At 62.5% G+C, this 26,481-nt stretch carries 20 protein-coding genes; 14 read left to right on the top strand and 6 right to left on the bottom strand.

What is annotated here, in order from left to right; genetic code table 11:
• Positions 1-290: 290 nt before the first annotated feature.
• Positions 291-2,690, bottom strand: coding sequence for an NADPH-dependent glutamate synthase (gltA, locus tag HRF45_10395; protein ID MEP0766933.1), 2,400 nt, complete (start codon positions 2,688-2,690; stop codon positions 291-293).
• Positions 2,691-3,077: 387 nt separating this feature from the next.
• Here gltA and HRF45_10390 point away from each other — a divergent pair, with 387 nt between their 5' ends.
• The 3 genes from HRF45_10390 to HRF45_10380 all read left to right on the top strand — a co-directional run bounded on the left by HRF45_10390 (position 3,078) and on the right by HRF45_10380 (position 8,151).
• Positions 3,078-4,616, top strand: a complete 1,539-nt coding sequence (locus HRF45_10390) for an FAD-dependent oxidoreductase (protein ID MEP0766932.1) — start codon at positions 3,078-3,080, stop codon at positions 4,614-4,616.
• Positions 4,617-5,383: 767 nt separating this feature from the next.
• Positions 5,384-7,009, top strand: coding sequence for a methylmalonyl-CoA mutase family protein (locus HRF45_10385; protein ID MEP0766931.1), 1,626 nt, complete (start codon positions 5,384-5,386; stop codon positions 7,007-7,009).
• Positions 7,003-8,151, top strand: a complete 1,149-nt coding sequence (locus HRF45_10380; protein ID MEP0766930.1) for a cobalamin B12-binding domain-containing protein — start codon at positions 7,003-7,005, stop codon at positions 8,149-8,151. Before HRF45_10385 ends, HRF45_10380 begins: the two co-directional genes overlap by 7 nt.
• 212 nt (positions 8,152-8,363) lie before the next feature.
• On the opposite strand, the gene HRF45_10375 is transcribed toward HRF45_10380, so the two are convergent.
• The 4 genes from HRF45_10375 to moaA are packed head-to-tail and all read right to left on the bottom strand — an operon-like array spanning position 8,364 to position 12,423.
• A complete protein-coding gene (locus HRF45_10375) occupies positions 8,364-9,920 on the bottom strand; it encodes a ThiF family adenylyltransferase (GenBank protein ID MEP0766929.1) in 1,557 nt (518 codons plus the stop codon).
• Position 9,921: 1 nt separating this feature from the next.
• Positions 9,922-10,167 (bottom strand): MoaD/ThiS family protein, encoded by a 246-nt coding sequence (locus HRF45_10370; protein MEP0766928.1) that lies wholly within the window; start codon positions 10,165-10,167, stop codon positions 9,922-9,924.
• Complete coding sequence (locus HRF45_10365; protein ID MEP0766927.1) at positions 10,164-11,387, bottom strand: molybdopterin molybdotransferase MoeA; 1,224 nt, start codon at positions 11,385-11,387, stop codon at positions 10,164-10,166. The genes HRF45_10370 and HRF45_10365 overlap by 4 nt, the downstream gene beginning before the upstream one ends.
• Before the next feature lie 4 nt (positions 11,388-11,391).
• Positions 11,392-12,423 (bottom strand): GTP 3',8-cyclase MoaA, encoded by a 1,032-nt coding sequence (gene moaA / locus HRF45_10360; GenBank protein ID MEP0766926.1) that lies wholly within the window; start codon positions 12,421-12,423, stop codon positions 11,392-11,394.
• Positions 12,424-12,804: 381 nt separating this feature from the next.
• On the opposite strand from moaA, the gene HRF45_10355 reads away from it, so the two are divergent.
• The 5 genes from HRF45_10355 to HRF45_10335 all read left to right on the top strand — a co-directional run bounded on the left by HRF45_10355 (position 12,805) and on the right by HRF45_10335 (position 19,488).
• On the top strand, positions 12,805-14,208 hold the full coding sequence (locus HRF45_10355; GenBank protein MEP0766925.1) for a hypothetical protein: 1,404 nt from the start codon (positions 12,805-12,807) through the stop codon (positions 14,206-14,208).
• Positions 14,209-14,220: 12 nt separating this feature from the next.
• The gene (locus HRF45_10350; GenBank protein MEP0766924.1) at positions 14,221-15,579 is read left to right on the top strand and encodes a hypothetical protein; all 1,359 of its coding nucleotides are present in this window, start codon (positions 14,221-14,223) and stop codon (positions 15,577-15,579) included.
• 367 nt (positions 15,580-15,946) lie between these two features.
• A complete protein-coding gene (locus tag HRF45_10345) occupies positions 15,947-17,290 on the top strand; it encodes a NarK/NasA family nitrate transporter (protein MEP0766923.1) in 1,344 nt (447 codons plus the stop codon).
• Positions 17,291-17,356: 66 nt separating this feature from the next.
• Positions 17,357-18,682 (top strand): NarK/NasA family nitrate transporter, encoded by a 1,326-nt coding sequence (locus HRF45_10340; protein ID MEP0766922.1) that lies wholly within the window; start codon positions 17,357-17,359, stop codon positions 18,680-18,682.
• A gap of 68 nt (positions 18,683-18,750) precedes the next feature.
• Positions 18,751-19,488 carry a Crp/Fnr family transcriptional regulator gene (locus HRF45_10335; protein ID MEP0766921.1) on the top strand — a complete coding sequence of 246 codons (738 nt, stop codon included), beginning with the start codon at positions 18,751-18,753 and terminating at the stop codon, positions 19,486-19,488.
• Here HRF45_10335 and HRF45_10330 read toward each other — a convergent pair.
• Positions 19,451-20,038, bottom strand: coding sequence for a molybdenum cofactor guanylyltransferase (locus tag HRF45_10330; protein MEP0766920.1), 588 nt, complete (start codon positions 20,036-20,038; stop codon positions 19,451-19,453). The two genes, HRF45_10335 and HRF45_10330, sit on opposite strands and share 38 nt — an antisense overlap.
• Positions 20,039-20,113: 75 nt before the next feature.
• Here HRF45_10330 and HRF45_10325 point away from each other — a divergent pair, with 75 nt between their 5' ends.
• The 6 genes from HRF45_10325 (at position 20,114) to HRF45_10300 (ending at position 26,481) form a co-directional block, all read left to right on the top strand.
• Positions 20,114-20,440 carry a carboxymuconolactone decarboxylase family protein gene (locus tag HRF45_10325; GenBank protein MEP0766919.1) on the top strand — a complete coding sequence of 109 codons (327 nt, stop codon included), beginning with the start codon at positions 20,114-20,116 and terminating at the stop codon, positions 20,438-20,440.
• A gap of 117 nt (positions 20,441-20,557) precedes the next feature.
• Positions 20,558-22,996 carry a molybdopterin-dependent oxidoreductase gene (locus HRF45_10320; GenBank protein ID MEP0766918.1) on the top strand — a complete coding sequence of 813 codons (2,439 nt, stop codon included), beginning with the start codon at positions 20,558-20,560 and terminating at the stop codon, positions 22,994-22,996.
• Between the two features lie 15 nt (positions 22,997-23,011).
• Positions 23,012-23,704: a 4Fe-4S dicluster domain-containing protein gene (locus HRF45_10315; GenBank protein MEP0766917.1), complete on the top strand. Its 693-nt coding sequence runs from the start codon at positions 23,012-23,014 to the stop codon at positions 23,702-23,704.
• Positions 23,685-24,818, top strand: coding sequence for a c-type cytochrome (locus tag HRF45_10310; GenBank protein MEP0766916.1), 1,134 nt, complete (start codon positions 23,685-23,687; stop codon positions 24,816-24,818). Before HRF45_10315 ends, HRF45_10310 begins: the two co-directional genes overlap by 20 nt.
• A gap of 18 nt (positions 24,819-24,836) precedes the next feature.
• Positions 24,837-25,346 carry a Rieske (2Fe-2S) protein gene (locus HRF45_10305; protein ID MEP0766915.1) on the top strand — a complete coding sequence of 170 codons (510 nt, stop codon included), beginning with the start codon at positions 24,837-24,839 and terminating at the stop codon, positions 25,344-25,346.
• A gap of 1 nt (position 25,347) precedes the next feature.
• On the top strand, positions 25,348-26,481 hold the full coding sequence (locus tag HRF45_10300; GenBank protein ID MEP0766914.1) for a cytochrome bc complex cytochrome b subunit: 1,134 nt from the start codon (positions 25,348-25,350) through the stop codon (positions 26,479-26,481).

The following is a 26,481-nucleotide window of genomic DNA, read 5'->3' as shown; positions in this document are numbered from 1 at the left end:
GTGGGGAGGGGGCTGGAAGGCGGGTGGGGAGAATCTGTGCGGAAAAGCTCGCCCTCGCGGATGCGAAGGCCTCTTGGACAATGCGGGCAAGGTCCCCATGCTTCGGTATCAGAGCGGAGCGGCAAGACCGAAGCACGACCGGGGGCGGCAGGTGGGAGCTTGAGGAAGAGGCTCCTCGGCTTCGCCTCGGAGTGACAGCATGAGGGTGGGTGCTGCCGCGCGAGTTCGCGGGAATTTCGACCGCGAGCGGTGGAGACATAGACAGGGGCCTCTATCCCCGAACCGCCGGGCTACTCCGCAGTCCCGCCGCCTGCCGCGGCGGCCTCCAATGCCTCGACGCGTGCGAGGACGTGGGGCGGCGCCACACCGGGAAGGCTGCACAGATAGCGCAGTATCGAGCGCGCCGCCTTGCGGCCGTGCCCTGCAGCCTCGATGACCGTAGTGCCGCCCGACACCGCATCACCACCCGAATAGATGCCCGGAATACTAGTCGCCAGGGTCTCCTTGTCCACCACGATCACGCCGCGGCGTCCCGTCTCAAGCCCAGGCGTGGTCTGCGGGATCGTCGGGTTGGGCGATTGGCCGACTGCCACGATCGCACAGTCGCATGGCCAGATCTCCTCGGAGCCCCCGATGGGCACCGGACGTCGTCGTCCTGAAGCGTCCGGTTCACCCAGCTCCATCCGTTGGATTTCCACACCTGTCACCCAGCCATCGTCGTTACCGATGAAGCGCGTCGGTGCAACCAGGAACTCGAAGCGGACGCCTTCTTCCTCTGCGTGCTCCAGCTCCTCGTGGCGCGCCGGGGCCTCCTCGCGCGAGCGGCGATACAGGATGCGAGCGTCGCGCGAGCCGAGCCTCAGGGCGCATCGGACCGCATCCATCGCGGTGTTGCCCGCACCGAACACGAAGGTCACGTCACCGACGTAGATCGGCGTGTGGTAGAAGGGGAATAGCCGGGCGCGCATCAGGTTCACGCGAGTAAGGAACTCGTTCGCGGAGAACACGCCCTTAAGGTTCTCGCCGGGGATGTTCAGGAAGGTGGGTAGGCCCGCTCCGCTGCCGACGAACACCGCCTTGTAGCCCGACTCGAACAGCTCGTCCAGTGTAACCGTCCGCCCGACGATGACGTTCAGCTCGATGTCCACGCCCAGGTCTTTCACCCGCTGCACCTCGCGGTCTACCACGCCGCGAGGAAGGCGGAACTCCGGAATGCCATAGGCCAGCACGCCGCCGGGACGGTGCAGCGCCTCGAAGATGGTGACCTTCACGCCAGCCTTTGCGAGGTCCGCTGCGCAGCAGAGGCCTGCGGGGCCTGAGCCGATGACGGCGACCTTCGACCACCATTCGGGAGTCACGACGGGGTGGCCGTTTGCCCGAGCCATCGCTTCGGGGTGCGCAGCGGCCCAGTCCGCGCAGAAACGTTCCAGGCGGCCGATGCACACGCTGTCGAACTTCTTGCCCAATGCGCAGAGCTGCTCGCACTGGGTCTCCTGGGGACACACCCGGCCGCACACCGCGCCCAACATGTGCGATTCGCACACCACCTGATAGGCCTCGGCGAATTTGCCCTGCGCTATCAGCGAAACGAACGCCGGAATATTTACTCCGACCGGGCATCCCGCGACGCAGCCCGGGTTCTTGCACTCGATACAGCGGTTGGCCTCGGCGATAGCCTCCTCTTCGTTATAGCCGAGGCTCACCTCGTCGAAGGTTTTGATGCGCTCCTTCGGCTCGAGGATGGTTACCGGCACGTGCTTCGGGATGATCTTGCGCTTAGACGGCTCGCCCTCCGCAGCGCCCGAAATCATCTGAATCTCCTTGGCGGCGCGCTCCGGTAGCTCCGCGTGGCGTTCTTCGAGCGAGCAGGTCGCGTGCTCGCGAAGGATTCTCTCCTCCGCCTCGCGATACATCATCTGCCTGGCCTGGAGCTCGGCGAAATTGACCTTGCTCGCCTCGAACTCCGGCCCGTGTACGCATGCAAAGAGCGTCTCGCCCCCGACCGAGACTCGGCAGGCACCGCACATGCCACTGGCGCAGAGCATCACTGGGTTCAGGCTGACCGTACAGGGAATGCCGCGCTCCGTCGTCATGTCGCCCACCGCCCACATCATCCGCAGCGGGCCGATGGCGAACACCCGATCGCACTTGCCTCCGCCGTCCAGGTATTGGCGAAGTACGTCGGTCACCATTCCGTGCACGCCTTCGGAGCCGTTATCGGTGCAGACCAGGACCTCATCACTCAGCGCCTCGAGTTCCTTCCGCAGGATCAGCAGGCTGCGGTCACGCGCGCCCAAGATGGTCACCACACGGTTGCCCTTCTCTTTGAGCGCCCGGACGATGGGGCGCAGTATCGCGATGCCCACGCCGCCTCCGATGCATACACAGGTACCCTCTGCCTGCAGTTCGGTGGGCTTGCCGAGCGGGCCGAGAACATCCAGGATGTCCTCGCCTTCCTTCAGGCTCCCCAGACTCTGGGTCTCCATTCCGGCTTCTTGCACGACGAGCGTGATGACGCCCCGTTCGGGGTCCTTCTCGGAGATGGTAATCGGAACGCGCTCGCCAACCTCGGACGAGCGCAGTGCGACGAACTGGCCGGCTTCGGCTCGCTTGGCAATCCTCGGGGCTTCCACTTCGAATTCCCAGATGCGCTCCGCCAAGCGTGTCTTGCGCAGAATGCGGTTGCTCATAGATGTCCTTCCATCGTTTGCGCACGAATGCGCGAGTTGCGGCTCTTCGTCGAGACCGCGACGATTCCCGCACTGATTGTATCAGATGCGTGAGGCTCACAGGGGCGGCGATCCGTGCGAAAAGTGGTTACTTTGAAGGCCCGAAAGGCATGGACGACGTATGAGGAGCCGGCGATGAATATGCGGACACCATGGACTGGTGGGTTGCGCTCTCCTGTGAGCCTCGTGATCTTTGCCGTGATGCTGCCGTACTCCGTCGGCATGGCGAGTGGGGGGCCACCGACGGGCGTCGCCGATCCTAGCCGCTGGATGCCCTATGCGGAGCGCCACTGGAGGCAGGGCGCGGCCCAGCGCGAGTTGCCACATAGAAAGGAGGTCGTTCTGCCGATGAACTACCTTCGCTACTACTACCCCGTACCTCGAAAGGACCCCGCGCCAGTCGTAGAGACAGACGTGTGCATCTACGGAGCTACCCCGGCGGGTATCGCCGCTGCCATTCAGACGAGCAGGATGGGCAAGAGGACGGTCATCGCGGAGTTCGGCAGGCACGTGGGTGGCGTGACGGCCAGCGGTCTCGGCGCGACGGATACCGGCAACAAGCAGGCCATCGGTGGGATCGCTCGCGAGTTCTATCGCCGGCTGGGGGCGTACTACCGCATGGAAGGCGAGGCATGGACCTTCGAGCCGAGAATTGCCGAGCTGACGTTCCTTCGTATGCTCTCCGTCGCAGGTGTGGAGGTGCGGTTCGAACAACGGCTGCGCTCGGTGCGGATGGAAGGCAGTCGCATCGTGACAGTCGAGATGGAAGATGGTAGCACCTACCGAGCGGGTGTGTTCATAGATGCTACCTACGAAGGCGACCTGATGGCGAAAGCGAGAGTGAGTTATACGGTCGGGAGAGAGTCCAACGAGCAGTATGGCGAGACGCTAAACGGTGTGCAGTTCGGGCGACCCTTCCATCGCTTCGTCCGCCCGGTGGACCCTTACGTGCGTGAGGGAGACCCTTCGAGCGGCTTGTTATGGGGCGTTTCGGGTGAACACCCGGGCTACCACGGCGAAGGCGACCATCGGGTACAAGCCTATTGCTTCCGCATGTGCCTAACACGTGGCCCAGAGAACCGCATCCCTTTCACCCGACCCGACGACTACGACCCGCGCCGATACGAACTGCTAGCACGTTACCTTTCGGAGGGACCTCAGGACGTGCTTTACTTCTCGCCTGGTATGCCGAACGACAAGACCGACGTGAACAACAACGGTGCTTTCTCTACGGACAACATCGGTCGAAACTACGAGTGGCCAGAAGGGGACTACGACACGCGCGAACGCATCTTCCAGGATCATGTCACCTATCAGAGGGGACTGATGTGGTTTCTTGTTAGTGATCCTCGCGTGCCCGAGTCGCTTCGCCGGCGAGTGAGTGAGTGGGGATTGCCGAGAGACGAGTTCCAGGAAACGGGCGGGTGGCCGCATCAGCTGTATGTCCGCGAGGCACGTAGGATGGTGTCGGACTACGTAATGACCGAGCATGACTGCTTAGGTACTCGCATCGCGCCGGAGTCGATTGGCCTCGCATCCTATACGATGGATTCGCACAACTGTCAGCGATACGTAGACAACGGGGCTGCGCAGAACGAGGGGGACGTGCAGGTGAGGGTGCCGGGACCCTACCCCGTGTCCTACCGCGCCATCGTTTCACCAATAGGAGAGTGCACGAACTTGCTAGTGCCGGTTTGCCTGTCGGCGTCCCACATCGCGTTCGGATCTATCCGCATGGAGCCCGTGTACATGGTGTTGGGGCAGAGTGCGGGAGCCGCGGCGTGCCTTGCGCTGGAGGCCGGCGCGGCCGTTCAAGAGATCCGCTATGACGATCTGCGCCTACTCCTTGTCGAGGCCGGCCAGGTTCTCGACTGGCCACGCGACTGAGGAGGTATCTCCGCCATCCCGCCGGACCACATCGCCGAGACGGCGAAACCACGGCACTGGTTTGGTGGTTCCAGCGTTCCGTGGTTCCGGCGTCCTCGCCGGACCTGCCGCATCGCCGGGACGGCGAAACCACGGTGGCCGCATCGCCGGGACGGCGATGCCACGTTCGCCGATTCCGCCTGCTGCCCCGGTGGCGTTGTGGGTGGGGGTATCTGCGTACCGTGGACAGCCCTCCCGTCACGCTGAGCCTGTCGAAGCGTGCGTTCGTGCGCCTCGAGCGTTGTGGCAATAGACGCTAGCTTGCGACGCTCTGGGCCACGCGTGGCCTCGTGGTTCCGGCGTCCTCGCCGGACCTGCCCCATCGCCGGGACGGCGAAACCACGGTGGGAGCATCGCCGGGACGGCGATGCCACGTTCGCGAGCCGATTCCGCCTGCTGCCCCAGTGGCGGCGTTGTGGATAGCCCATCGTGGGCGCGTGCCGGGGGCTCCCAAACCGTCACGCTGAGCCTGTCGAAGCGTGCGTTCGTGCGCCGCGAGCGTTGTGGCAATAGACGCTACCTTGCCACGCTCTGGGCCACGCGTGGCCTCGTGGTTCCGGCGTCCTCGCCGGACCTGCCGCATCGCCGGGACGGCGAAACCGCGTGATGGATCGGTAGTTCCGGCGGGACGCCGGAACTACGCAACCAGTAGATGCAGCATAATAGGTCGAGCCACGCTCAACGAGAGCCGCTCTCGTTGAGCGGAGGTCTGGCTCCAAGACGATGCAATGGTGCTTGCGAGGGGTGCAATGGCGACCGAAGTAACAGAGTTTGAGAAGTTCCTTACGATCTCCGGACGACCGGTACAGCGCGTGTATGGGCCGGAAGATGTCGCTGGAATAGACCACGACCGCGACATCGGGGAGCCGGGGTGTTTCCCGTTCACACGCGGCATCCACGCCGACATGTATCGGGGCAGACTGTGGACCATGCGGCAGTTCGCGGGGTTCGGAACTCCCCACCAGACGAACGAGCGGTTCAAGTTTCTCATCCGACAGGGGCAGACAGGTCTTTCCACCGCCTTCGACCTGCCGACGCTGATGGGGCGGGATAGTGACGATCCGCTCTCGAGGGGCGAGGTCGGGCGATGTGGCGTCGCGGTGGATACGCTGGCGGATTTCGAAATCCTTTTCGACGGCATCGATCTCGGTGAGGCCAGCGTCTCGATGACCATCAATGCCCCCGCCGCGATCGTACTGGCCTTTTACATCGCGACGGCGGACAAGCAGGGCGTGCCGAGGGACAAGCTGCGTGGTACCTGTCAGAACGACATTCTGAAGGAGTTTCACGCGCAGAACGAGTTCATCTACCCACCCGCTCCTTCGCTCAAGCTGGTGATCGACACCATCGAGTTCTGCTCCAACGAGATGCCGCAGTATAACCCTGTTAGTATTAGCGGCTACCACATACGCGAGGCAGGCTCTACGGCTGCACAGGAGCTGGCGTTCACCATATACGATGGTATCACCTATGCCGAAGAGAGTATCAAGCGCGGGCTCGACAAGGATAAGTTCCTGCCACGTCTCAGCTTCTTCTTCAACGCACACAATGACTTCTTCGAGGAGATTGCGAAGTACAGGGCCGCTCGGAGGCTTTGGGCGCACCTGGTGCGTGACCGCTTCGGGTCCAACAACCCGCGCAGCATGTGGCTTCGATTCCATGCACAGACAGCGGGTTGCAGCTTGTACAACAAGCAGCCGTACGTCAATCTGATGCGTACCGCTTATCAGGCGATGGCAGCGGTGCTGGGTGGGTGTCAGTCGCTGCACACGAACAGCATGGACGAAACGCTGGGCCTCCCGACGGAAAACGCGGTCACCCTAGCATTGCGCACTCAGCAGGTGCTTGCATACGAGACCGGTGTGACTAACACGGTGGACCCGCTAGGTGGCAGTTACTTCATTGAGCGACTTACCAAGGACATCGAAGAAGAAGCGTGGGAGTACATACGTCGGATCGACGAGATGGGTGGCATTCTGCGTGCCATCGAGTCGGGGTATGTGCGACGGGAGATCGCCGACGCGGCCTATCGGGACAGCAAGCGCGTGAATGCTCAAGAGCGTATCGTTGTAGGTGTGAACGCCTTCGAGGAGGATCCCGGTCCACCCATCGAGATATTGAAGATCGAACAGGCAGCAGAAGACGAACAGGTGGAGCGGCTGCGGAAGGTGAAGGCCGAACGCAACCCCGCCGCCGTAGAAACCGCCCTGCAACGCATACGAGAAGCCGCCCGCGCAGGCGAAAACTTAATGCCCGCCCTGATCGAAGGGTGCAAGGCTTACCCGACGGTGGGCGAGATGGCACGAGCGATGGAGGATGTGTTCGGCAGGTACGATGGGGGGCCCCTATGGTAGTGGCGACGAAGCCGATACGGATGGTGTTAGCCAAAGTCGGACTGGACGGACACGACCGGGGAGTCAAGGTGCTCAACCGTGCACTTCGCGAGGCCGGTATCGAGGTAGTGTACACAGGGCTGTGGCAAACCCCCGCTGCAGCCGCGAAAGCCGCCATGGAGGAAGATGCCGACATCCTAGGGCTGAGCCTGCATAGCGCAGCTCATAACACACTGGTACCGATGGTGTTCGAGGAGATGCGGGCACGAGATAGGGGGCATGTTCCGGTGGTGGTGGGTGGCATCATACCGCCGCATGACGTGCAGACCCTACTGGACTGCGGGGTAGCAGCTATCTTCGGCCCCGAAGTGTCGCTGGATTCGATCATCGAGCAAGTCAAGGCACTAGGTGTGCGGAACGGCAGGCCAGCTCGTCTGCCAGTGACCGGCAGCCCGGAGGAGTGGGTGGCGCAGACGAAGAGGGGAGACCTATCGGCACTAGGTAGGCTGCTTTCGTGGATCGAGTCGGACGCTTCGACCTACGAAGTGGAGCGGCTGTTAGGCTCCGGGCCGACCCGCGCTGTTTGCATTGGAGTGACCGGTGCGCCGGGCGTCGGCAAGAGCACGCTTATCGGGCAGGTGCTCCGTGAGATCCGTCGGCGCGGGCTGCGGATTGGCGTGGTAGCAGTGGACCCGGCAAGCCCCCTGACGGGTGGTGCCGTGTTAGGCGACCGCGCGCGTATGGCGGGGATTGCCGAAGACCCCAACGTCTTCGTGCGCTCATCGGCCAGCCGCGGTGCGATGGGTGGTCTCGCACCGACGACCGGTGCCATGCTTCGAGCTATGGACTTGGCAGGGATGGATGCGCTGTTCGTCGAGACGGTGGGTGCCGGGCAGAACGACGTGGAGGTGCGGAAGGTATCGGCAACCGTGGTATTGGTGATGATGCCTGGGGCGGGTGACGACCTGCAGCTTCAGAAGGCCGGCATCACCGAGATTGCCAACGTGTTCGTGGTGAACAAGTCCGACCTGCCGGGCGCGGATGTGCTGGTGGCTCAGATTCGGCAGGAGATCTCGCGCGAGGCGAAGGTGGTGAAAACAGTCGCGTCCACGGGCGAAGGCATCCCGGAGCTGGTGGATATGCTACTGGACGGACGAGGGTAGGGCACTTTCGCGCGGACAGCTACTACTCCGCCAGTGAGAGTCGGCGCAGCGTACGTGATGGGGTGCTACTCATACCGTCATGCTGAGCGCGTCGAAGCATGACCACTTCGAGCCGCATGCTCACACCCGGGAGTTCAACGGTAGCGGCCGGCGAGGGCATATTTCGACAGACTCAGGGTAACGGATATGGGGCGTGGCCGACTGAGGCCTGCCTAAGGTTCCGAGCACTTTTCTTCGTATGCCTTCGGGTCCAGGGCGAGGAAATTGGTGAAGCCTCGGGAGTGGAGGTGGCGGGCAAGGCGCAACGCGCGGTTGCCGTGGGCGCACACCAGCACGTAGCGTTTTGCAGGATCGAGCTGGGGGAGTTCGCGCGAGAAGCGGCTCATGGGGATGTTCGTAGTGTTCGTGTCCACGAGCGGAACCGGCTCGCGCTCTTCGTCCGGTTCTCGCAGGTCGATCACGGTCATCGAGCCTAGCTCCGGGCAGTCTCCGCGCACCAGCCAAGTCGGAGACGGATCTCCACATCGCTCGCCCCTCATCACTTCGAGTGGTGAGGGGTAGGAGGTCGGAAGTGGCGAGGGATGGGTGGTCGCCGGCGACGGCCGATGATTGGGAGTGGTGCCGGATCCACACAATGGACAGGAGGGGTTACGAGGGCGCTCCAATCGAGCCGCCTGGTATGTCCGCAAATCCACTAACAGCAACGTGCTCGTCAAGCATTCGCCGATGGAGACGATCAGTTTGATGGCCTCGCTGGCCTGCAGCACACCGAAGAACCCGGGCAGCACTCCCAGAACCCCCACCTCCGCACACGACCCCACACAGCCGGTGGGAGGGGTCTCCGGCCACTGACAACGCAGGCATGCGCCTCCAGGCGCGATCACTTGCACTTGCCCCTCCATCTGATAGATGCTAGCCTGAACGAGCGGCTTACTCAGGGTTACGCAAGCGTCGTTCAAGAGGAACTTGGTGTCGAAGTTGTCCGTGCAATCCAGCACTACGTCATGTTCGTCAACCAGCCCGAGAATATTATCAGCTGTCAGCCTGTAGGGGTGGGGCACAACGGATACGAACGGGTTGAGGGCTTTTAGCCTTTCGGCTGCTAGTTCCGCCTTCCATCGTCCGATGTCGCTCGCAGAGTAGAGCACCTGTCGGTGGAGGTTGCTCACGTCCAAGACATCCGAGTCGCACACGGACACCTGTCCCACTCCAGCGGCAACCAGATAGGGCAGGGCAGCGCAGCCTAGCCCGCCGGCACCCACTACCAGCACGCGTGCACTCCTAAGTCGCTCCTGCCCTCCTGACGCGAGCTCTGGGAGGAGCGTCTGCCTGGAGTAGTAAGCTTCTTCGGTCAAACTTTCTGCACCTAGCGGCTCACCGCGGAGCCACTCTGCGCCGCCTTCTTCATAGTGTTCTTTCTTCCAGACGGGCACTCTGCGCTTCACTTCGTCTATGATATAGCGGCAGGCAGCGAATGCCTCCGAGCGATGGCCCGCCACCGCGCACACCCACACGGCGGTATCACCCACATTCAACCGCCCTATGCGGTGCACGCACCTCGCGTCCTGCAGCCCGTAGCGCTTACGAGCCTCCGCAAGCACCGACTCGCCCGTGGTGAAGGCGAGGTCCTCGTGCGCTTCATACTCGACGGCGAGCACGCGGCGCCCTTGGTTCGTGTCGCGCACACGTCCTTCGAACACGACGTAGGCGCCTGCTGCCGGGTCCAGTGGCGATTCTTCTCGGATGACATCGGCAGTGATGCGAAACATGTTATCCCCCTGCAACCGGTGGCAAGAACACCACCTCGTCACCGTCGTTCAGGACGGTTTCCCTAGTAACCAGACGCCCATTCACCGCAACTCCTACCAAGTGCCGTGGAAGACTGAATCCGTACTTTGCCTCGAGCGCATCATACAACTCACCGGAGGTGTGCACACTGGTGTCCAGCTCGTCCACGTCTCGACCTCGCTCCTCGCGCAGCACCGCGAAATAGCGCACACGCACATGTTTGGTCACTCGAGCACCCCCCATGGCAGCGTACACACTGCCACATCTTCGCCTTCGTGCAGCAGTTCGCACTCCAGCGGGAACCGGAACATGCCGTTAGCGCGTGAGAAACCACCCAACATGTGCGATCCGCGCTCCGCGATCGGTTCAGCGGTCAGCGACCGATCGCCACGGATCACGCACGGCACGAACTCCACGCGCCCCACCTTCTTCCTCGCGGGTGCTGCAAGTTGCGCGCGCCATGTGAACGGATCACGCACCGTGATACCTTCGAGACGGCGCAGTGCCGGGAGTGCTAGAGTGAGGAACGTCACTGCCACCGACAGGGGGTTCCCCGGCAGTCCGAAAACGTACTTCGGGTCCTCACCCGAGGTGACGCCGAAGAATACGGGCTTGCCGGGCTTGATGGCTACGCGCCAGAACACCTCGTCCACACCGAGAGAGCGTAGCGCAGGCCGCACAACATCGTGCGCACCCACCGACACACCGCCGGATGTGATGACAACATTGCACTCTGTCAGCAACTTCTCGAGAGCCGCACGCGTGGCACTCGGATCGTCTCCGCACCGCGCGGCCATGACCTCCTCGATGCCCACCGACCGGAGCAGCGCGAGTAGTAGCGGCGTGTTCGAGTCGTAGATCGCACTATCACGCAACGTCTCTCCGGGTGGTACCAGTTCGTTCCCGGTGACCAGTACTCCGACGCGAGGTAGGCGATACACCACAAGTGAGCCCCAACCAGCCGACGCGACAGCCCCTACGACTGCCGGGGTCGCTCGACAGCCCGAAGGCACGACGATATCTCCCTCGCGAAACTCCTCGCCTCTCCGCCGAACGTGCTGCCCATCTCGTACGGGCCCCGACAGCCGCACGCCATCGCCGCTCCGTTCCACGTCTTCCTGCATCACCACCGCGGCGGTGCCCTCCGGCAGGGGCGCGCCGGTGAATACCTGCACCGTCTCACCTGGGCGCAGTGTACGAGGGCCTTCCCCTGCGCGAACCGTGCCGGCGAGCTCCAGCGTCACCTCCCCTCGCTGCAGAGCGGGCAGGTCCGACCCACTCACCGCATAGCCATCCACCGCGGAGTTGTCGAACCTCGGCATGTCACACCGCGCCGTCACCGGCTCCGCAATCACCCGGCCGAGGAGTTGCCCGAGCGACACCCGCTCGGCACCGAGTGGGCGGACATGTTCCGCAAGCAGGCTCAGTGCTTCGTCATAGGATATCACTCCCCTAGCCCCCGATCTCGATCATGCTACGGTTTTCCAGGGCGGACAGCACCTCCATCGGTGGGTGCTCCTTTGGCTTCAGCCACAGCGCTGTTCGGATGCGCTCCTCCAGCTCGTCGTCGCTCGCACCCGACCGCAGCACGTCTCGCAGGTTGCTCTCTGCGGGCGAGAAGAGGCACGACTTCACCTGGCCGTCTGCGGTAAGTCGTATCCGGTTGCATCCCGAGCAGAAGCTCTCCGTCATCGAAGCGATGAAGCCGATGGTGCCCTGGAACCCTGGGATGCGCCACTCGCGAGCGACAGCGTTCGGCTCTACGTGCATGGGCTCCGGCGAGTATCGGCTCCCAATGATCTCGCGCATGCGGGCCAGCGGGAACACGCCGCCCTCCGACCACCCATTGTTATGAAAAGGCATGAACTCGATGAAACGCACGTGCAGCGGCCGGTCGCGCGCCAGCTCCACGAAGTCGAGCAGTTCGTCTTCGTTCACGCCGGCCATCACCACGGTGTTCAGCTTCACCTTCTCATAGCCCGCTGCCAGCGCTGCATCCAGGCCGGCGAGAACGTTATCCAGCGCGTCGCGTCGCGTGATCTGCAGAAAGCGCTCGCGTCGAAGCGAGTCCAGACTGACGTTGATCCCCGTCAGGCCCGCCTCCCGATAGGTGTGAGCATGCTCCCGCAACCGGAATCCGTTGGTGGTCATCGCGAGGGTGCGCACGCCGGGCAACGCTGCTAGTGCCGAAATGAGGTGCTCTATGCCTCGGCGCAGCGTCGGCTCGCCGCCGGTGAGGCGCACCTTATCCACGCCGAGCCGAACGAAAACGCGCGTGACCCGAACGATCTCCTCGAATGTCAGGATATCCTCGCGCGGGCGCCACTCGATGCCCTCCGCCGGCATGCAGTACACGCAGCGAAAGTTGCATCGGTCCGTTACGGAGATTCGCAGATACGAGTGCACGCGCCCGAAGCGGTCGAACAGCGGCGACCGCAGCGCCACGTTAGTCTCCCCAGATGGTTGTCCCTCGCCGCCAGACATGGATCCAGTCTTCCCCAATCGCATCGCCGTCAGACATGACCTCGATCATAGCACCCAGCTCCGCCTCAGCCTAGCAGAGGGGCCTGACGAAAATGCCGCGAAGTGCACCGACTTGTCGCGTCCGTGTCACGCCCCGGCGCCGTCCTTTGGTTCCCAGCGTTCGTTCTCTGGGTGCAGTGCTGCGGACGCGGGCCAGGACGTCTAGGCTCTTTCAACAACGCCAGAGGCAGAGATCGTAGCTTCCCGCCTGGCGTCTTCGATGCGGTACCCGCGAAGTCCTCGCTGCCGAGTAAGCCAGATTGGCATAGGGGCCTTGCAGAATCGCCGGTATTGTGATATCATATCCTAGTCCATAATAAGATCAGCGGATGGTAACAGGCTATGAAGCCGATCCAGGTTCGTGAGTTGTTAGTGTGCCTCGCCGCGGCTACGCTTGCCGTAGGGGCGTGCCCGTACGTGTTGGCAGAGGAGTACGAGGTTACGATCCTGTGCTCAGTTGGCGATTACACCGGGCTGTGGTGGAACGCTGAGCGCCAGCCGCCCCGCGAGGAGGCAGAGGCATCCTTCTCGGCGCAAGCGGAGCCGCCCGTGATCGTAGAGTGTATGCCTGTAGCCATCCATTGGACCTTCGTGGGCTGCGGCGCCGAACCTGCCGAGAGCCAGGACTGGAACCCCACGGTGCGATTCACGAGTGCAGGGGTCTGCGTCGTAAGCGTCGAGATCACCGACACTCAGCACGACCCGCCAATTCAAGGCTGCGGCAACGTGTGGCGCGGGCAGAAGACGTTCTATGTCCTCGGCGGCCCGCTTAGTGTGGAAGTAATCAAAGGGGGCGAGTGCAGGCATGTCTGGGATGACGAACTGGGCGACCGCCCTCCTTGGTATCTTACGTACTTCGATTACAGTCCATCAGCCGTAGCCAAGCCAGCGGGAGCCCAGACCGTCAACAAGGCGACGATCACGGCGGATCGCGCGGGCGAGCAGCCTCCCGGCACCCAATTCGTCTGGACGGTGCTCGCGCCGGGCGTCATCCTGACGGCGGGGGTGGTGAGCGGCCAGCCATCGGGAGTATCGCAGATCCTCGTAGCGGCCAATGGGGCGAGCGCGCAAGGTGCCATCAAGGTCTACCTGACGTACCGGCTGCAAGTGCCGGGCTTCGAGTGGCCGTTCGAGTGGGGCGACGACACCGATGTTGTGCCTAGGGCGAACAACCACGACGAAGCCAGTCCGGACTACCGCAGCTTCACGGGTCACCGTCCCACAGAGATTGCGCTTGCCAGGGACCAGTGGGTGTTGCAGAACGTCGTTGGTCCGCCGGAGTGGATCTACGAGGAGGGATGGGCCTTCTACATCGTAGATAACCACGACTTGCCAATGGACGGCATAAGCGCGCAGGAGCGCTTTCCGAACGGCGTGCCGACGCAGTTTCCGGACGGAACGCCGGCGGAGTTTCACTGGAATGGGAACTGGCCACGCCCAAGAGGCATGAGCTGGATCACCGGGAACGACGTGATCCCTGGACTACCTCCCCGAGGTGATCCCGAGTACAAGCCCTGCTTCAGGGACATCCTCGGGGTGCGTAGCCCCGCAGCGTACGACCATCCCGGTGAGGCGGCCTTTGGGCCTTTCGTGCGGCCTCTCTCCGTTCCGCCGAAAGAGCTGATCCACACCTTTCACAGCGGAACCGTCAACATCTTCCCCAGCTTGGGCGGGTGCCAGGTGGGCACCTACCGAATCACCATCTGGACCAACGGGACCCTAAACGCATTCGTGTCCGTACCATAACGGAGGTTACCGATGACAACGATTGTAGCCGTCGCTGCCCTTCTCGCGCTCTGTTCGGCCCAGGAGGCCGGACCTCCCAAGAAGGAGCGCGTAGCTCGTCACCTCGCTACCTGGGTGCATCGGTGCGATTTTGTGGGGTTTGTGCGTCCCGTCGAAGCCTCCGAGACCATCTGGCTGGACGTGGTGGAGCCTCACGCCAACTTGACCAGCATCCTTGCTCCGGATGGCCAACCCATTCCCCCGAACAAGGACGGCGAGATCCCACTCGGCAAGGACGCATTCCGGGAGATCCGCTGCGAAGTGGAGCGAGTGATCAAGGGTCCGCAGTTGTCCGAGATCAAGGTGCTCAGCTATGCCACAGACTTAGTGCCCACCCAGTACCCGCGCCCATTCCCAGCAACCGTGGAGGCCGGACAGGCCATCCTGGTGTACCTGATAGCCCCGGATGATAGCGGGCGTCTCGAGACCCGAGAGGAGTACACCGAATTCAGCCCTGAAGGGCACTTTGGCGAGTGCCATGTAGTGCGGCCCCGCCCCGGGGTGTGGGGGATGCTGAACACGGAGATCGGTAGCTACCACATCGTGCATAGGCCCGATGGGGGCTGGCCGGTCACGGAGCAGGGGCCCCCTCTGCGCGCATTGCTGGAATGTCTCCTCAAGGGCCTCAGTGATGCGAAAGACCCTGACAGGGCGAGCGCGTTCGCGGCCCTGCTTGGCTTCGGGAGCCCCGGTGAGTTCGGGGGGCTTAGCGCCAACGTCCCGAAAACGGAGCTCGCCGCACTTCGCGCAACGGCGCTGTGGCCCGACTACGACACCTACTGTCGGGGCCGGGTCGCGCCTGCGCTCCGCGCGTGGGTGGACAATACGACCGACGAATACCATGCCCTGCATGGCTTGTCGGTACTGCTACAGTACAGCCCGAGTCGTGAGTTGGCAGAGGAATATCTCTCCCGTCTGGTGGCTCGGGCGCGCAAGGGCGCCCCAGGCTGTACGACGGGCGTGAGCACCGCGATTTGGTTGCTCGCCCCCGAAGAGCGAGAGAACCTGTGGTTGCGTCTCCTAGACGCTGGCCTGCCCGATCCCGGCTGGACGTGCTACGCTGTCGCGGGACTGGCCGGGTGGGCCACTGCGAAGTCCATTCCCGACATCAAACGCGCTCTACGAGAAGAGTACGACACTGGCACCGACATGACCTACCTACGGAACTGCCGCCACGAAATCTATCACACGGCGATGAGGATGCTGGCAAAGCTATGTAACGACCCGGAACACGCACCGCCGGCCCAGTTCGCAGGGAACGAGGCGCAGGAGATGTGGGAACCGGGCGGAAGGCTGGCCGAGCTGTTGGACTATTGGAGAGATAGACAGTAGGCTCTCGAATCGCGTCGGCGTTGCACAAGATGCCCTGACCGGCCGACTGCGCAGATGTCGAGCGCAGGACTATCGCGGTGGTCCCTCCCCCCTCACCCTAGTGCTTGACTACCGCAGTGGTCGCCTTGTGTCAGCCCAGCTGAGGCTGGCAGCCACCCTTCGAGGTCGTCCACCAATCTCGTTCGTGCACGTCGTGTGGGGTTTCCTGACCTGGCCTCGCCTGACAGCGAGGCGAGCTTGCGCCATGGTCGGACGGCTCGGCGGGCGCGCTTTATTGCTGTCGCCTGGCCGATTCCGTGGTGATATGACGTGCGTCATACCCATCACCCCGACCCATCGCCGATGCTGGTTCCACGAAGGAGACGCCATGCCGCAACAATCTGTAGCAGAAGAGCCACAGACGGCTACCAGCCCAGACCAGTGGAACCCGGAAGATCCTGCCTGCTGGGAGACCGGAGGGAAACGCCTCGCTTGGCGCACGCTGTGGATCACGACCGCCGGGCTGATCTTTTCGTTCTCCACGTGGTTCATGGTCAGCGCCATCGTGGTGAAGCTGACCGGAATAGGCTATCGCTTCGACACGCAGCAGCTCTTCTGGCTGAACGCGATGCCCGGGCTCGCGGGCGGGACTCTGCGGATCGTGCACACGTTCCTCATCCCCATCTTCGGGACCCGCAACACGATCACGGTGTCTACGCTCCTGCTCTTGCTCCCTGCGATCGGCTGGGGTCTCGCCGTGATGAACCCCGACACCAGCTACGGGACTTTCTTGCTGTTGGGCATCCTAGCAGGGTTGGGTGGCGGCAACTTCAGCTCGTTCATGCCCAGCACCTCGTTGTTCTTCCCTAAGAGGCTCCAAGGCACAGCGCTCGGCATCCAGGCCGGCATAGGGAACTTCGGGGTGAGCTTGGCTCAGTTCATTATCCCGGCTGTTATCGGAGTAGCGCTGGTGGGTGCCCCTCAGACCTTTTCGGCGAAAGGGCAAACCTCCCAGATTTGGCTCCAGAACGCAGCGTTCGTGTGGGTCCCATTCATCGCCGTGTGCACGGTCGCGGCATGGTTCGGCCTGCGACGGGTGCCGGTTAAGGCTAGCTTCCGTGAGCAGCTAGACATCTTTCGCGACAAGCACACGTGGTTCATGACGTCGCTGTACATCATGACCTTCGGTTCGTTCAGTGGGTATGCGGCGTCGTTTCCGTTGCTGATCAAGAACCTGTACGGTGGCTTTCCGGGGGGGCCGGATCCGCTGAAATATGCGTTCCTCGGTCCCTTGGTCGGGGCTCTGGTGCGCGTGCTGTTCGGGCCAATCAGCGACCGGCTGGGTGGAGCGCGAGTCACGATGTTCAGCGGGATCGGGCTGCTCGTCTGCGCTCTGGCCATCAGCCCTTACACCGCTCCGACGTCGCTGGAGAACTGGCCAAAGTTCCTTTGGCTCATGCTGGGGTTGTTCTTCTTCAGCGGGGCGGGCAACGCGTCCACGTTCAAACAGATGCCGATGATCTTTCCGCCTAGGCAAGCGGGCGGTGTCATCGGATGGACTTCAGCGGTGGCCGCATACGGGCCGTTCGTGTTCTCCGTGCTATTCGGCTGGATCATCGCGCGCACGGGCTCCGCGCAGGCGTTCTTCCTCGGTGCTGCGGTCTTCTATGCCGCAAATCTGCTCCTGAACTACTGGTTCTACACTCGGCGCGGCGCCGAGAAGCCCTGCTAGAAGACCGCAGGTCTGATATGACAGCCGTCATAGGTCTGGGCCTCTGTTCGGGCGGAGAATGGGCACATGCCTGAGTCGAATCTATCCCGTGACCGCCTAGCCCCCGCTGGAGCGCCACCCGTGCCGGAGTCCCCCGAAGCGATCGCTCGGCGGAACCGTGTGCTGTGGCTATCCTTCTCGGGTTTCACCCTCCTCTTCGGCGCTTGGACGATGTTCGGTGTGTTGGGTGTACCCATCCGGCAAGAGCTGGGCTTGTCCGACGAGCAACTGGCGTGGCTCTCAGCGGTGGCGATCCTGAATGGTGCCGTGTGGCGGCTCGCACTCGGCATCCTCTCCGACCGCCTCGGGGGTAGAAATGTGTTCCTCGGTACGTTCCTGTTCGCCGGGATTGCCTCCTTCGTGGTTGGCAGGGCTGCCTCTTACACCGAGCTGATGCTCGGTGCGTTTCTCGTCGGCGTTGCAGGCAACAGCTTCGCCGTCGGGTCGGCGTGGTGCGCCGCATGGTTCCCGAAGGAGAAGCAAGGGTTCGCGATGGGCCTCTTCGGCGCGGGCAACGTCGGCGCGTCTATCACCAAGTTCATCGGTCCAGGGCTGATGGCGCTCGTTCCGATGCCGCTGCTCGGCGGGCTCATTCCCGGGGGGTGGCGCTTTATCCCATTCCTGTACAGCGTGCTTATCGCCATCATGGTCGCCCTCATGTGGTGGTTGAGCCCGCGCCCGGATAGGCGCCCTTCGGCGAATCGCCCTCTCGGCGACATGCTGCGGCCCTTGCGTGAGGTGCGTGTCTGGCGCTTCAGCCTGTACTACACGGTGGTGTTCGGCGCCTACGTCGCGATGTCCGTTTGGCTGCCCAAGTACTATGTGGACGTGTACGGGCTGCCTCTCTCGACTGCGGCGCTGCTCACGACGCCGTTCATATTGGCGTCCAGCCTACTACGCCCGTTCGGTGGCTATCTCTCCGACCGCTTCGGGCCGCGCAGCGTTACCTACGTAGTGTTCACGTCTTGTCTTCTGGCATCGGCGGTGCTGTTTCTTCCCCTCGGGCTCTATCCGTTCGCCGCTATGGTCTTGGTCATCGGCATCGCCCAGGGAATCGGCAAGGCGTCCACGATCAAGTACATCCCCGAGTACTACCCGAAGGACGTAGGTGCGGTGGTCGGGTTAGTGGGAGCGCTCGCGGCCCTCGGTGGGTTCATCATGCCGCCGCTGTTCGCGTACTTAGCGCGGTGGGGCGGCTCTCCGCAGTCCATGTTCTGGGTAATCTTCGCGGTTACGGCAGTGAGCCTAATCTGGCTGCACGCGGTCGTGAGGTCGCTGAAGCGTGCGGAGGCGAACCTGGGCATCCATGTGATGGACGCTCAGCCGAGCCCCGCTCCCGCCGCAGCCGAATGAGCCGACGTGCGATCCACAATGAAGAGAAGTGCAGCGGGCGGGTCCAGCTCGCCTGGGGGGCAAGACAGATGGGAGCGAGTCAACAGACCGGACGACATGAAGTCGAGCAAGTGCCGGACCGCCCGAGCAATCTAGCGGTCATCGAGGCCTGCTCGCTGTTCAACGCCCTCATGCCAGAAGAACGACGCACGCTGGCTGATGCCTCGTACGTGGCGTATGCGGAGCGAGGGGAGTTCATCTGGGTAGCAGGTGCATCGTCCCACTTCGCCGCAGTGGTCGGCACGGGCTTCATCAAGATGACGCGGACCACGCCGCAGGGCAGCGAGGTGGCCGTGGAACTGCTCGGACCCGGGCAAGCCGCAGGGCTTCTCAGTGCCATCGAGGGCAGGGTGTATCCTCTCAGTGCGGTCGCGGTGACCGACGTCTGGTACCTCAAGGTCCCGGTGCCTGCCTTGTTGGAGGTGTATCGCGAAAGCGCCGGCTTGCGCGATCAGGTGCTGCGTTCACTGGCCCCGCGGCTACGCAAGGCACACGACATGATGGCCCGAATGTCCACCTGCAAGGTCGAGCACCGCATCGCCGCAGTGCTGATCATCTTGATGCTTTCCTACGGCGAGAAGATCCCCGAGGGCACGCGGCTGACCGTCCCTCTCACCCGGGCCGACCTGGCGGAGATGGCAGGCACCACGGTGGAGACCGCTATTCGAGTGATGAGCCGTTGGCAGAAGGAGGGTGTAGTCTCCACCGACCACCAAGTCATCACGATTCTCAAGCCTCAGGCTCTAGACGAGCTGCTTTTGGGCTGAGGAGAAGCTCTAGCTCTTCCGGAGTGTTCGCGCTGCGCACGCAATAGCGCGACAATCCTCGCGACTCCAGAACCTCCTCGGGCACTCTGATGTAGTGGAGGCATTCGATCCACTCCATCACACGTCGGCTTCCCTGCCGCAGCCACTCTGGCAAGCCAGCGAGCGCTTGGGCCCGGTAGAGCGCGCAGAGCGGCTGAAGCCGACCCTGGCTCAGCGGGATGGCGGCGTCCCTCTCCTCGATGAGGTCCGATAGGACCTCGATGATTCGAGCATCCAAGAGCGGCAGATCGCACGAACAGACGAACACGAACTCCGCACGAGGGCGGAATCTGCTCAGGGCAACCAGCGGACCTTCATGCGGGGTCGCATCCTGCTGCAGAGTGCAGCCAGGGATGGCCTCTGGACCGAGCACTGTCAGGGGTACGCCGACGGCCAGGATTCGCGACGCGATGGTTTCGGCCAGCGGGAGCCCGGCGATTTCGAGCGTCGCCTTGTCGCGCCCCATGCGTCGGCTCGCTCCACCGGTGAGCAAGGCGGCTTCCAGGTACACGCGTCCAAAGTTCGGCGGGGCGGCACTTCCTTCCTACGTTGCGCGGATGTATGCCGAGGGGAGTATCCTGAGTGTATGGAGAAGTTGCCCAAGCGATACACGGAGTTCCTGAAGAACTACCCCGAGGTGGGCGCAGCGTACACCGCACTAGGCGAGGCGGTCGCAAACTCGGGGCCGTTGGATGCCAAGACGCGCGAGCTAGTAAAAATCGGCGTCTCGGTGGGTGCGCGGATGGAGAGTGCGGTCCGAAGCCACACGCGGAGAGCCCTGGACGCCGGCGCCACACCCGAGGAGGTCCGGCATGCCGCGCTTCAGGCCACTACTACCGTCGGTTTCCCTAACATGATGGCTGGCCTGAGCTGGGTAGACGAGGTACTCGCTGCCCGAGCCGGCGAGGCATAGCCGCTTTCTTCGAACACCTTGCCCCCCCTATGACGGCGGTCATAGCGGGCCGATCGCCCGCCGCATGAGAATCGCAGCGTAGGCGCAATCTTTGCGCGCAAGCTGTGAGGTGCGGAGATGGCAACGCGGTATCGGGTACCCGGCCGAGCCAAGCAAGAAGCTCCGGTTGGGGAGGAGCGACTAGTTCGCACGACAGATAGCCCAAACTGTACGGGCGCGTGCGGCTGGCTCGCCACGGTGGTGAACGATGATATCGTCGACCTGAAGCCTGCGGCCGACTACCCCTGCGCCGACTACAATCCTCGAGGCTGCCTGCGTGGTCAGGCGATGACCCACCTAATCTACGGCCCCGATCGCATTCGCACTCCGCTTATCCGAACCGGTGAGCGTGGCGAGGGTAAGTGGAAGACCGCAACCTGGGACGAGGCGCTCGACTACATCGCCGAACGGATGATCCGCATCCGGGACAACTACGGCCCTGAGAGCATGCTGCTCTTCAACCAGGTCGTCGGCACCAGCTACGTGCAGAAGGGCGCGCAGATTCGCATGGCCGCGCTTCTCGGCATGTCCTTCGCCACCGCGTACGATTTCAATGGCGACATCTCGATGGGGTTCACTCACACGGTGGGGATCGATTGTGTGGAGTGCGAGACCAAGAGCTGGGCACACGCGAAGTACGCAATCCTCTGGTCCAGCAACGTTTTCCAGACCCGCATTCCAGACGCGAAGTTCTTGACCCAATATGCTAAGCAGCTCAACGACTGCAAGATAGTCTGCATTGACCCTCGGTGCAGTCAAACCGCGAAGGGCGCCGATCTGTGGCTACCCATCAACCCCGGCACCGACGGCGCCCTCGCGCTTTCCATGTGTCAAGTGCTGATGCAAGAGAACCTCGTGGACCGCGACTTTCTGCGCACATTCACCGATTGCCCCACACTTATCCGCGAGGATAACGGACGTCGCCTACGAGCCTCCGACGTCGGGATGGGGTCGGACATGGAGTTCATGGCTTGGGATGAAGCTACCGACTCGCTGTTCAAGCTGCCTTCGGAAACACTGCGGCTTCCCGAAGGTGTGCGCCTCTCCCTGGCCGGCACTCGTGAGGTCGAGGTGCAAGGCCAGAAGGTGCGTGTCACTCCGGTGTACCAGCTGCTCGAAGACGTGATCATGCGAGACGAATACACCCCGGAGAACGTGGCACGTATCACGGACATACCTGCCGACACGATCCGCCAGGTCGCGCGCGAGTATGCCACCCGAAGACCCAGCTCCATCATCATCGGGATGGGCATCAACCACCGCCTTCATGGGGACCTGACCATCCGCTCGGTGTTGCTGCTCTCCGCCTTGGTAGGTGCACACGGCAAGCCCGGCGAGTCGGTGTCCATCTACTCCGGCCAGCATCACTTCCGCATAGACGTCAGCGGCTACTGGTTCCCTGGGGGCAAGCGGCCCAACATGGTGCCGATGCACTACTTCGTGTTAGGGAAGCCTACGGGAACGATCAACCCGAAGATCAAGTTTCCCCAGCACGGGTTCAAGGCGCTGTTCGTATCGCACGGAAATCCTCTGGTTACGGAGTTCTCGGAACCGATGAAGCGTGCGATTGACAACCTGGACCTGTTTGTCACTATCGACTTCTCTATGTCACCTACGTGCGAGTACTCGGATGTCGTGCTGCCGGCACCGACGTTCTGGGAGAAGATGGATCTGGTGGGTACGAGCTGCCACCCGTACCTTCAGATTCAGCAAGAGGTGATACCACCTAGGCACCAGAGCCGCACCGAGCTGTGGATCGCGCGAGAGCTGATACGGCGCGTGGACGCCAGCCTGCTGCCGATGATGGAGCCCGACGAGAGTGAGGCGATTCGCATCCTGCTGGCCACGGGTGGCAAGGAGTGCGAGGGTATCACGCTCGAGCAACTCCGTGAGGGGCCGGTTAGGCTAAGAGTGCCGGATCCGGAGTGTGGTCTCGACGAGCAGATTAACGAGTACAAGCCTTTCCCACCGCGAGCCTATCCATTCCCGGAGGGGGCGCAACGCGAGTTCCTGAAGACCGGCCGCATGGAGTTCTATAAGGAGGAAGACGTCTTCCAGAAGCTGGGTGAGACGGTACCCATCTACCGCCCGTCCTTCGAACATCTGCCCGAGGAAGATCAGCGCCTGCCATTCGCTATCGTCACGCCTCACTCCAAGTGGCGCGTGCACTCGACGCACAGCAACAACACCGCTCTGCTCAACCTGAATCGTGGTGCCGTAGTCGAGATCAACCCACGAGACGCCGCAAAGAAAGGTATTCGTGATGGCGATCAGGTAGAGCTGTTCAACAACAACGGGTCATATCGGCTCTGGGCGTTGCTCACAGAAGGCATCAAGCCAGGTGTGCTGTGTGTGGATCATGGCTGGTGGGACCGTTACCTCGGCGGGGGCAAGTACCACAGCGTGCACACCCATCAGAAAGTGAAACCCACACACGAGAACTACTACCTGCCGGCGGTGTACGCACCCGGGCAACACTGGAAGGATACGCGTGTAGACATCCGGAGGGTGGACTGAATGGCACGCATGGCAATGCTCATCGATCTGACACGCTGCATCGGTTGCGACACGTGCACGATGGCGTGCAAGCAAGAGAACGGCACTCCGGTGGACGTGTTCTTCGCGCGCGTTCTGAACATCGAGGCGGGGGAGTTCCCGAACGTGAAACGCGTGTACGTTCCGGTGTTGTGCAATCACTGCGACAACGCGCCGTGCCTTAAGAGCTGTCCGAACAAGGCGATCTTCCGGCGTCCCGATGGCATCGTGTTGATCGATCAAGACCGCTGCCGCGGAACCGGCGCGTGTGTGACGGCTTGTCCGTACGGAAACATCTTCCTGACTCAACAAGACCGCTGGTACCTTCCGGACGATGAGCCGTACGAGACTCGCTATGTAAGACCCAGGCTGAACGAGAACGTGGCGCGCAAGTGCACCTACTGCGCGCACCGTGTGGACGTTGGCCTGGAACCCGCCTGTGTCGTGTCCTGCCCGACCAAGGCCCGCATCTTCGGAGACCTAGAGGACCCCGAAAGCGAAGTCTCGCGCTACATCGTCGAGCAGAGGGAGGCGACGAAGAGGGAGCCGTTCCACTTGCTGCCGGAAGCAGGCACCGACCCAGCAGGCTGCTACCTAGCTACCATGTGTGATCAGATGCCATCCATGCTCGGGCTGGAGGGAGCGATCACTGTGGAAGAGAGAGAGGGACATGAGACCGTTAGCGTGTAGCGTTGCGATCTTAGCCGTTCTGCTTGCGACGCAGGCCTGGTCTCAGCTACCGAAGGCCACGGACAACGACCATTACTCCACGTCGAACTGCATGGGTTGTCATGGTCAGTCGGCAATGGGTGGACTGGGCCCCCCGATCGCCAAGACGAAACTGACATTCGAACAGTTCCACAAGACTGTGCGCGAAGGCAAGGGCATGATGCCTGCGACCACTGCCGTGCAGGCGTCCGACGCCGAGGTTCGAGCGATTTATGATGAACTGCGCAACAAGCCGTGGCGCCCGGAGCTGATCCCTATCGCGTACAAGGTTGGTCAGTTCCTCAGCACACGCAATGTGGGCATCATCTTCTTCGTGGTGTTCGGCGTCGCCTTCCTGCTTTCCATCCCCGTCACGCTCTACTGGCTTAAGCTGGCGTCTGTCGGTTATCTGTGGCCTGGCATCAGACGGTTAGGGGTCGCACGTTCTGCTTGGATCGTGTTGCGCTCACTTGTCGTGGACGGGCTATGCGTAGCGTCACTATATCGGAGGAACCGCTTCCGGTGGGTGATGCACGGTCTGATCTTCTACGGCTTCCTCGGTCTGCTGGCAGCCGACATTCTGATGGCGATCTTCAACCCGGCGCGTGGCACTCTGCCGCTCTATAACCCCCTGAAGCTTCTCCCCATCGTGTCCGGGCTCGCGGTGATGCTAGGCATGTTCTATGTGCAGTACCGCTACCGTTCCGATGAGTTCATTGACAACGGGTTGACGCAAGGTCGCGACTTCCTGTTCGTCAACCTTCTCTTCCACACGGTTCTGAGCGGCTTCCTGACAGTCATCATCAAGAGAGCCGGGATAGCCGATTGGGTGATGACGGTCTATCTATATCACCTAGCTTCGGTATCCCTGCTGGTGTTGACCGCTCCCTACACGCGGTTCATGCATGCCTGGATCGTGCCGCTGATGATCGCCTCCACACGCCTAACCGAGAACGTGGCAGCGTCCGGTGATCTGGATTTCCTTCGCGAACCCTCTCCCGGCAGGCACCACAAGTCGCTTCGGATCGCCGAGGGCGTGATGAGAACGCTGGAGCCGGGCACCAAAGCCAAGGTACGGCTCCGCTACTACCCATGATACTGAGAGGACATAACCATGTGCGCAGCCGATCATAGCAGGAACGGAGAAGCCCAACAGGTGGAGCAGCCCGAGCGGCGCAAACTGCTGGGTTGGGCCGTGGGCCTCATCAACGGAGCGTTGCTGCTCGCCGTCTTCGGGCCGGTCCTAGGCTTCGTGGCATCTCCCCTACGCCAGCGACGGAGTGGAAAGTGGATTCCCATCGCCAACGCCGCCGAGGTGCCGTCGGGCGAGATGAAGGAAGTCACGTTCAGCGTTCGTGTCGAGGATGGGTTCATGGTAGCCGACCGGAAGTACACACTCTACCTGCGTCGGGATGCCGACGGGGTGATTGCACTCGACCCGGCCTGCACACACCTCGGCTGCCGCGTTCGCTATCAGCCAGAGAAGAATAGGTTCCTCTGCCCGTGTCATGGCGGGGTGTTCGACGAGGCGGGCAAGGTCGTATCCGGTCCGCCCCCTAGGCCGCTCGAGCGTGCCCCCGTGAAGGTGGAGGACGGGCGGATATGGGTGTATAGGGAGGCGTAGCATGAAGACCCTGACACCGGAACGACCGGTCGAAACGCGTACCGAAGACCTAACACCGGAAGCCGAGCTCCGCGTAGCGCGACCGGGCCTAAAGGACTGGCTCGACTTGCGCTTGGGTTGGTGGGGGTTCGTGCGCAAGAACCTGGACGAGCCCATGCCACCCGGAGTCGGGTGGTGGCAGACGCTGGGCAACTTGCTACTAACACTGCTCGTCTTCCAGTTCGTCACGGGTGTGGCACTCGCGATGTTCTACTCGCCCAGCCCCGACCATGCGCACCAGAGCGTAAAGCATCTGACCGAGAACGTATCCTTCGGGTCGTTCGTGCGGGGTCTGCACGTGTGGGGCTCGACGGCCATCGTTATCGTCACCGTGCTTCACACGCTTCGCGTCTTCTTCTGGGGATCTTATAAGAAGCCACGCGAGCTCACGTGGGTAGTAGGAGTGATCATCTTCAACGTGATCCTGGCATTCTCGTTCACTGGCTATCTGCTGCCGTGGGACCAGAAGGCGTACTGGGCCACGGTCGTGGGGACGAGGATTGCGGCCACTGTCCCGTTCATCGGCGATTCGCTCCTACATCTCATTCGCGGTGGTCCGGAAGTCGGTGCATTGACGCTGACACGTTTCTACGCGATCCACATCATGCTGCTACCCGCGGCGTTGGTGTTCCTGGTAGCGCTCCACCTATACCTGGTGCGGCGACATCACATCGCAGGGCCCGTCATGCCGCAGAAGGGCAAGCCCGTGGCGTTCTACCCCACGCAGCTATTCAAGGACGCAGTCGTTCTGCTGTTCGGCGTCGGGGCGGTCATCGCGCTTGCGCTAGCACTCCCACCTGGCCTGGAAGCTATCGCAGATCCGACCGGGACCGATTTCTCACCCAGACCCGAATGGTACTTCCTCGGGCTGTATGAGCTTCTGAAGATCATGCCACCGGGTTGGGAAGTGGTTGCAACCGTGGTAGTCCCTGGTCTGGTTACGATCGGCATGTTCTTCCTGCCTTGGCTGGACCGCTCGGAGTCGCGTCACCCGGCACGAAGGCAGTGGGTGATCGTGGCGGGCATGCTGATCATCCTGATGATCGGCCTAATGACGCTGAAGGGACTGCTGGAGACACCTCCGCCGGGGCACTAA

Source organism: Fimbriimonadia bacterium, assembly GCA_039961735.1.
GTDB lineage: Bacteria > Armatimonadota > Fimbriimonadia > Fimbriimonadales > JABRVX01 > JABRVX01.
The sequence above is the reverse complement of the archived record's forward strand: the minus strand, read 5'-3'. Positions and strand labels throughout refer to the sequence as shown.

What these genes read in the sequence shown, in the direction of transcription:
- gltA (MEP0766933.1), bottom strand. Translation starts at nt 2,690, where the DNA reads ATGAGCAACCGCATTCTGCGCAAGACACGCTTGGCGGAGCGCATCTGG.
- HRF45_10390 (MEP0766932.1), top strand. Translation starts at nt 3,078, where the DNA reads ATGAACTACCTTCGCTACTACTACCCCGTACCTCGAAAGGACCCCGCG.
- HRF45_10385 (MEP0766931.1), top strand. Translation starts at nt 5,384, where the DNA reads ATGGTGCTTGCGAGGGGTGCAATGGCGACCGAAGTAACAGAGTTTGAG.
- HRF45_10380 (MEP0766930.1), top strand. Translation starts at nt 7,003, where the DNA reads ATGGTAGTGGCGACGAAGCCGATACGGATGGTGTTAGCCAAAGTCGGA.
- HRF45_10375 (MEP0766929.1), bottom strand. Translation starts at nt 9,920, where the DNA reads ATGTTTCGCATCACTGCCGATGTCATCCGAGAAGAATCGCCACTGGAC.
- moaA (MEP0766926.1), bottom strand. Translation starts at nt 12,423, where the DNA reads ATGTCTGGCGGCGAGGGACAACCATCTGGGGAGACTAACGTGGCGCTG.
- HRF45_10355 (MEP0766925.1), top strand. Translation starts at nt 12,805, where the DNA reads ATGAAGCCGATCCAGGTTCGTGAGTTGTTAGTGTGCCTCGCCGCGGCT.
- HRF45_10350 (MEP0766924.1), top strand. Translation starts at nt 14,221, where the DNA reads ATGACAACGATTGTAGCCGTCGCTGCCCTTCTCGCGCTCTGTTCGGCC.
- HRF45_10345 (MEP0766923.1), top strand. Translation starts at nt 15,947, where the DNA reads ATGCCGCAACAATCTGTAGCAGAAGAGCCACAGACGGCTACCAGCCCA.
- HRF45_10340 (MEP0766922.1), top strand. Translation starts at nt 17,357, where the DNA reads ATGCCTGAGTCGAATCTATCCCGTGACCGCCTAGCCCCCGCTGGAGCG.
- HRF45_10335 (MEP0766921.1), top strand. Translation starts at nt 18,751, where the DNA reads ATGGGAGCGAGTCAACAGACCGGACGACATGAAGTCGAGCAAGTGCCG.
- HRF45_10325 (MEP0766919.1), top strand. Translation starts at nt 20,114, where the DNA reads ATGGAGAAGTTGCCCAAGCGATACACGGAGTTCCTGAAGAACTACCCC.
- HRF45_10320 (MEP0766918.1), top strand. Translation starts at nt 20,558, where the DNA reads ATGGCAACGCGGTATCGGGTACCCGGCCGAGCCAAGCAAGAAGCTCCG.
- HRF45_10315 (MEP0766917.1), top strand. Translation starts at nt 23,012, where the DNA reads ATGCTCATCGATCTGACACGCTGCATCGGTTGCGACACGTGCACGATG.
- HRF45_10310 (MEP0766916.1), top strand. Translation starts at nt 23,685, where the DNA reads ATGAGACCGTTAGCGTGTAGCGTTGCGATCTTAGCCGTTCTGCTTGCG.
- HRF45_10305 (MEP0766915.1), top strand. Translation starts at nt 24,837, where the DNA reads ATGTGCGCAGCCGATCATAGCAGGAACGGAGAAGCCCAACAGGTGGAG.
- HRF45_10300 (MEP0766914.1), top strand. Translation starts at nt 25,348, where the DNA reads ATGAAGACCCTGACACCGGAACGACCGGTCGAAACGCGTACCGAAGAC.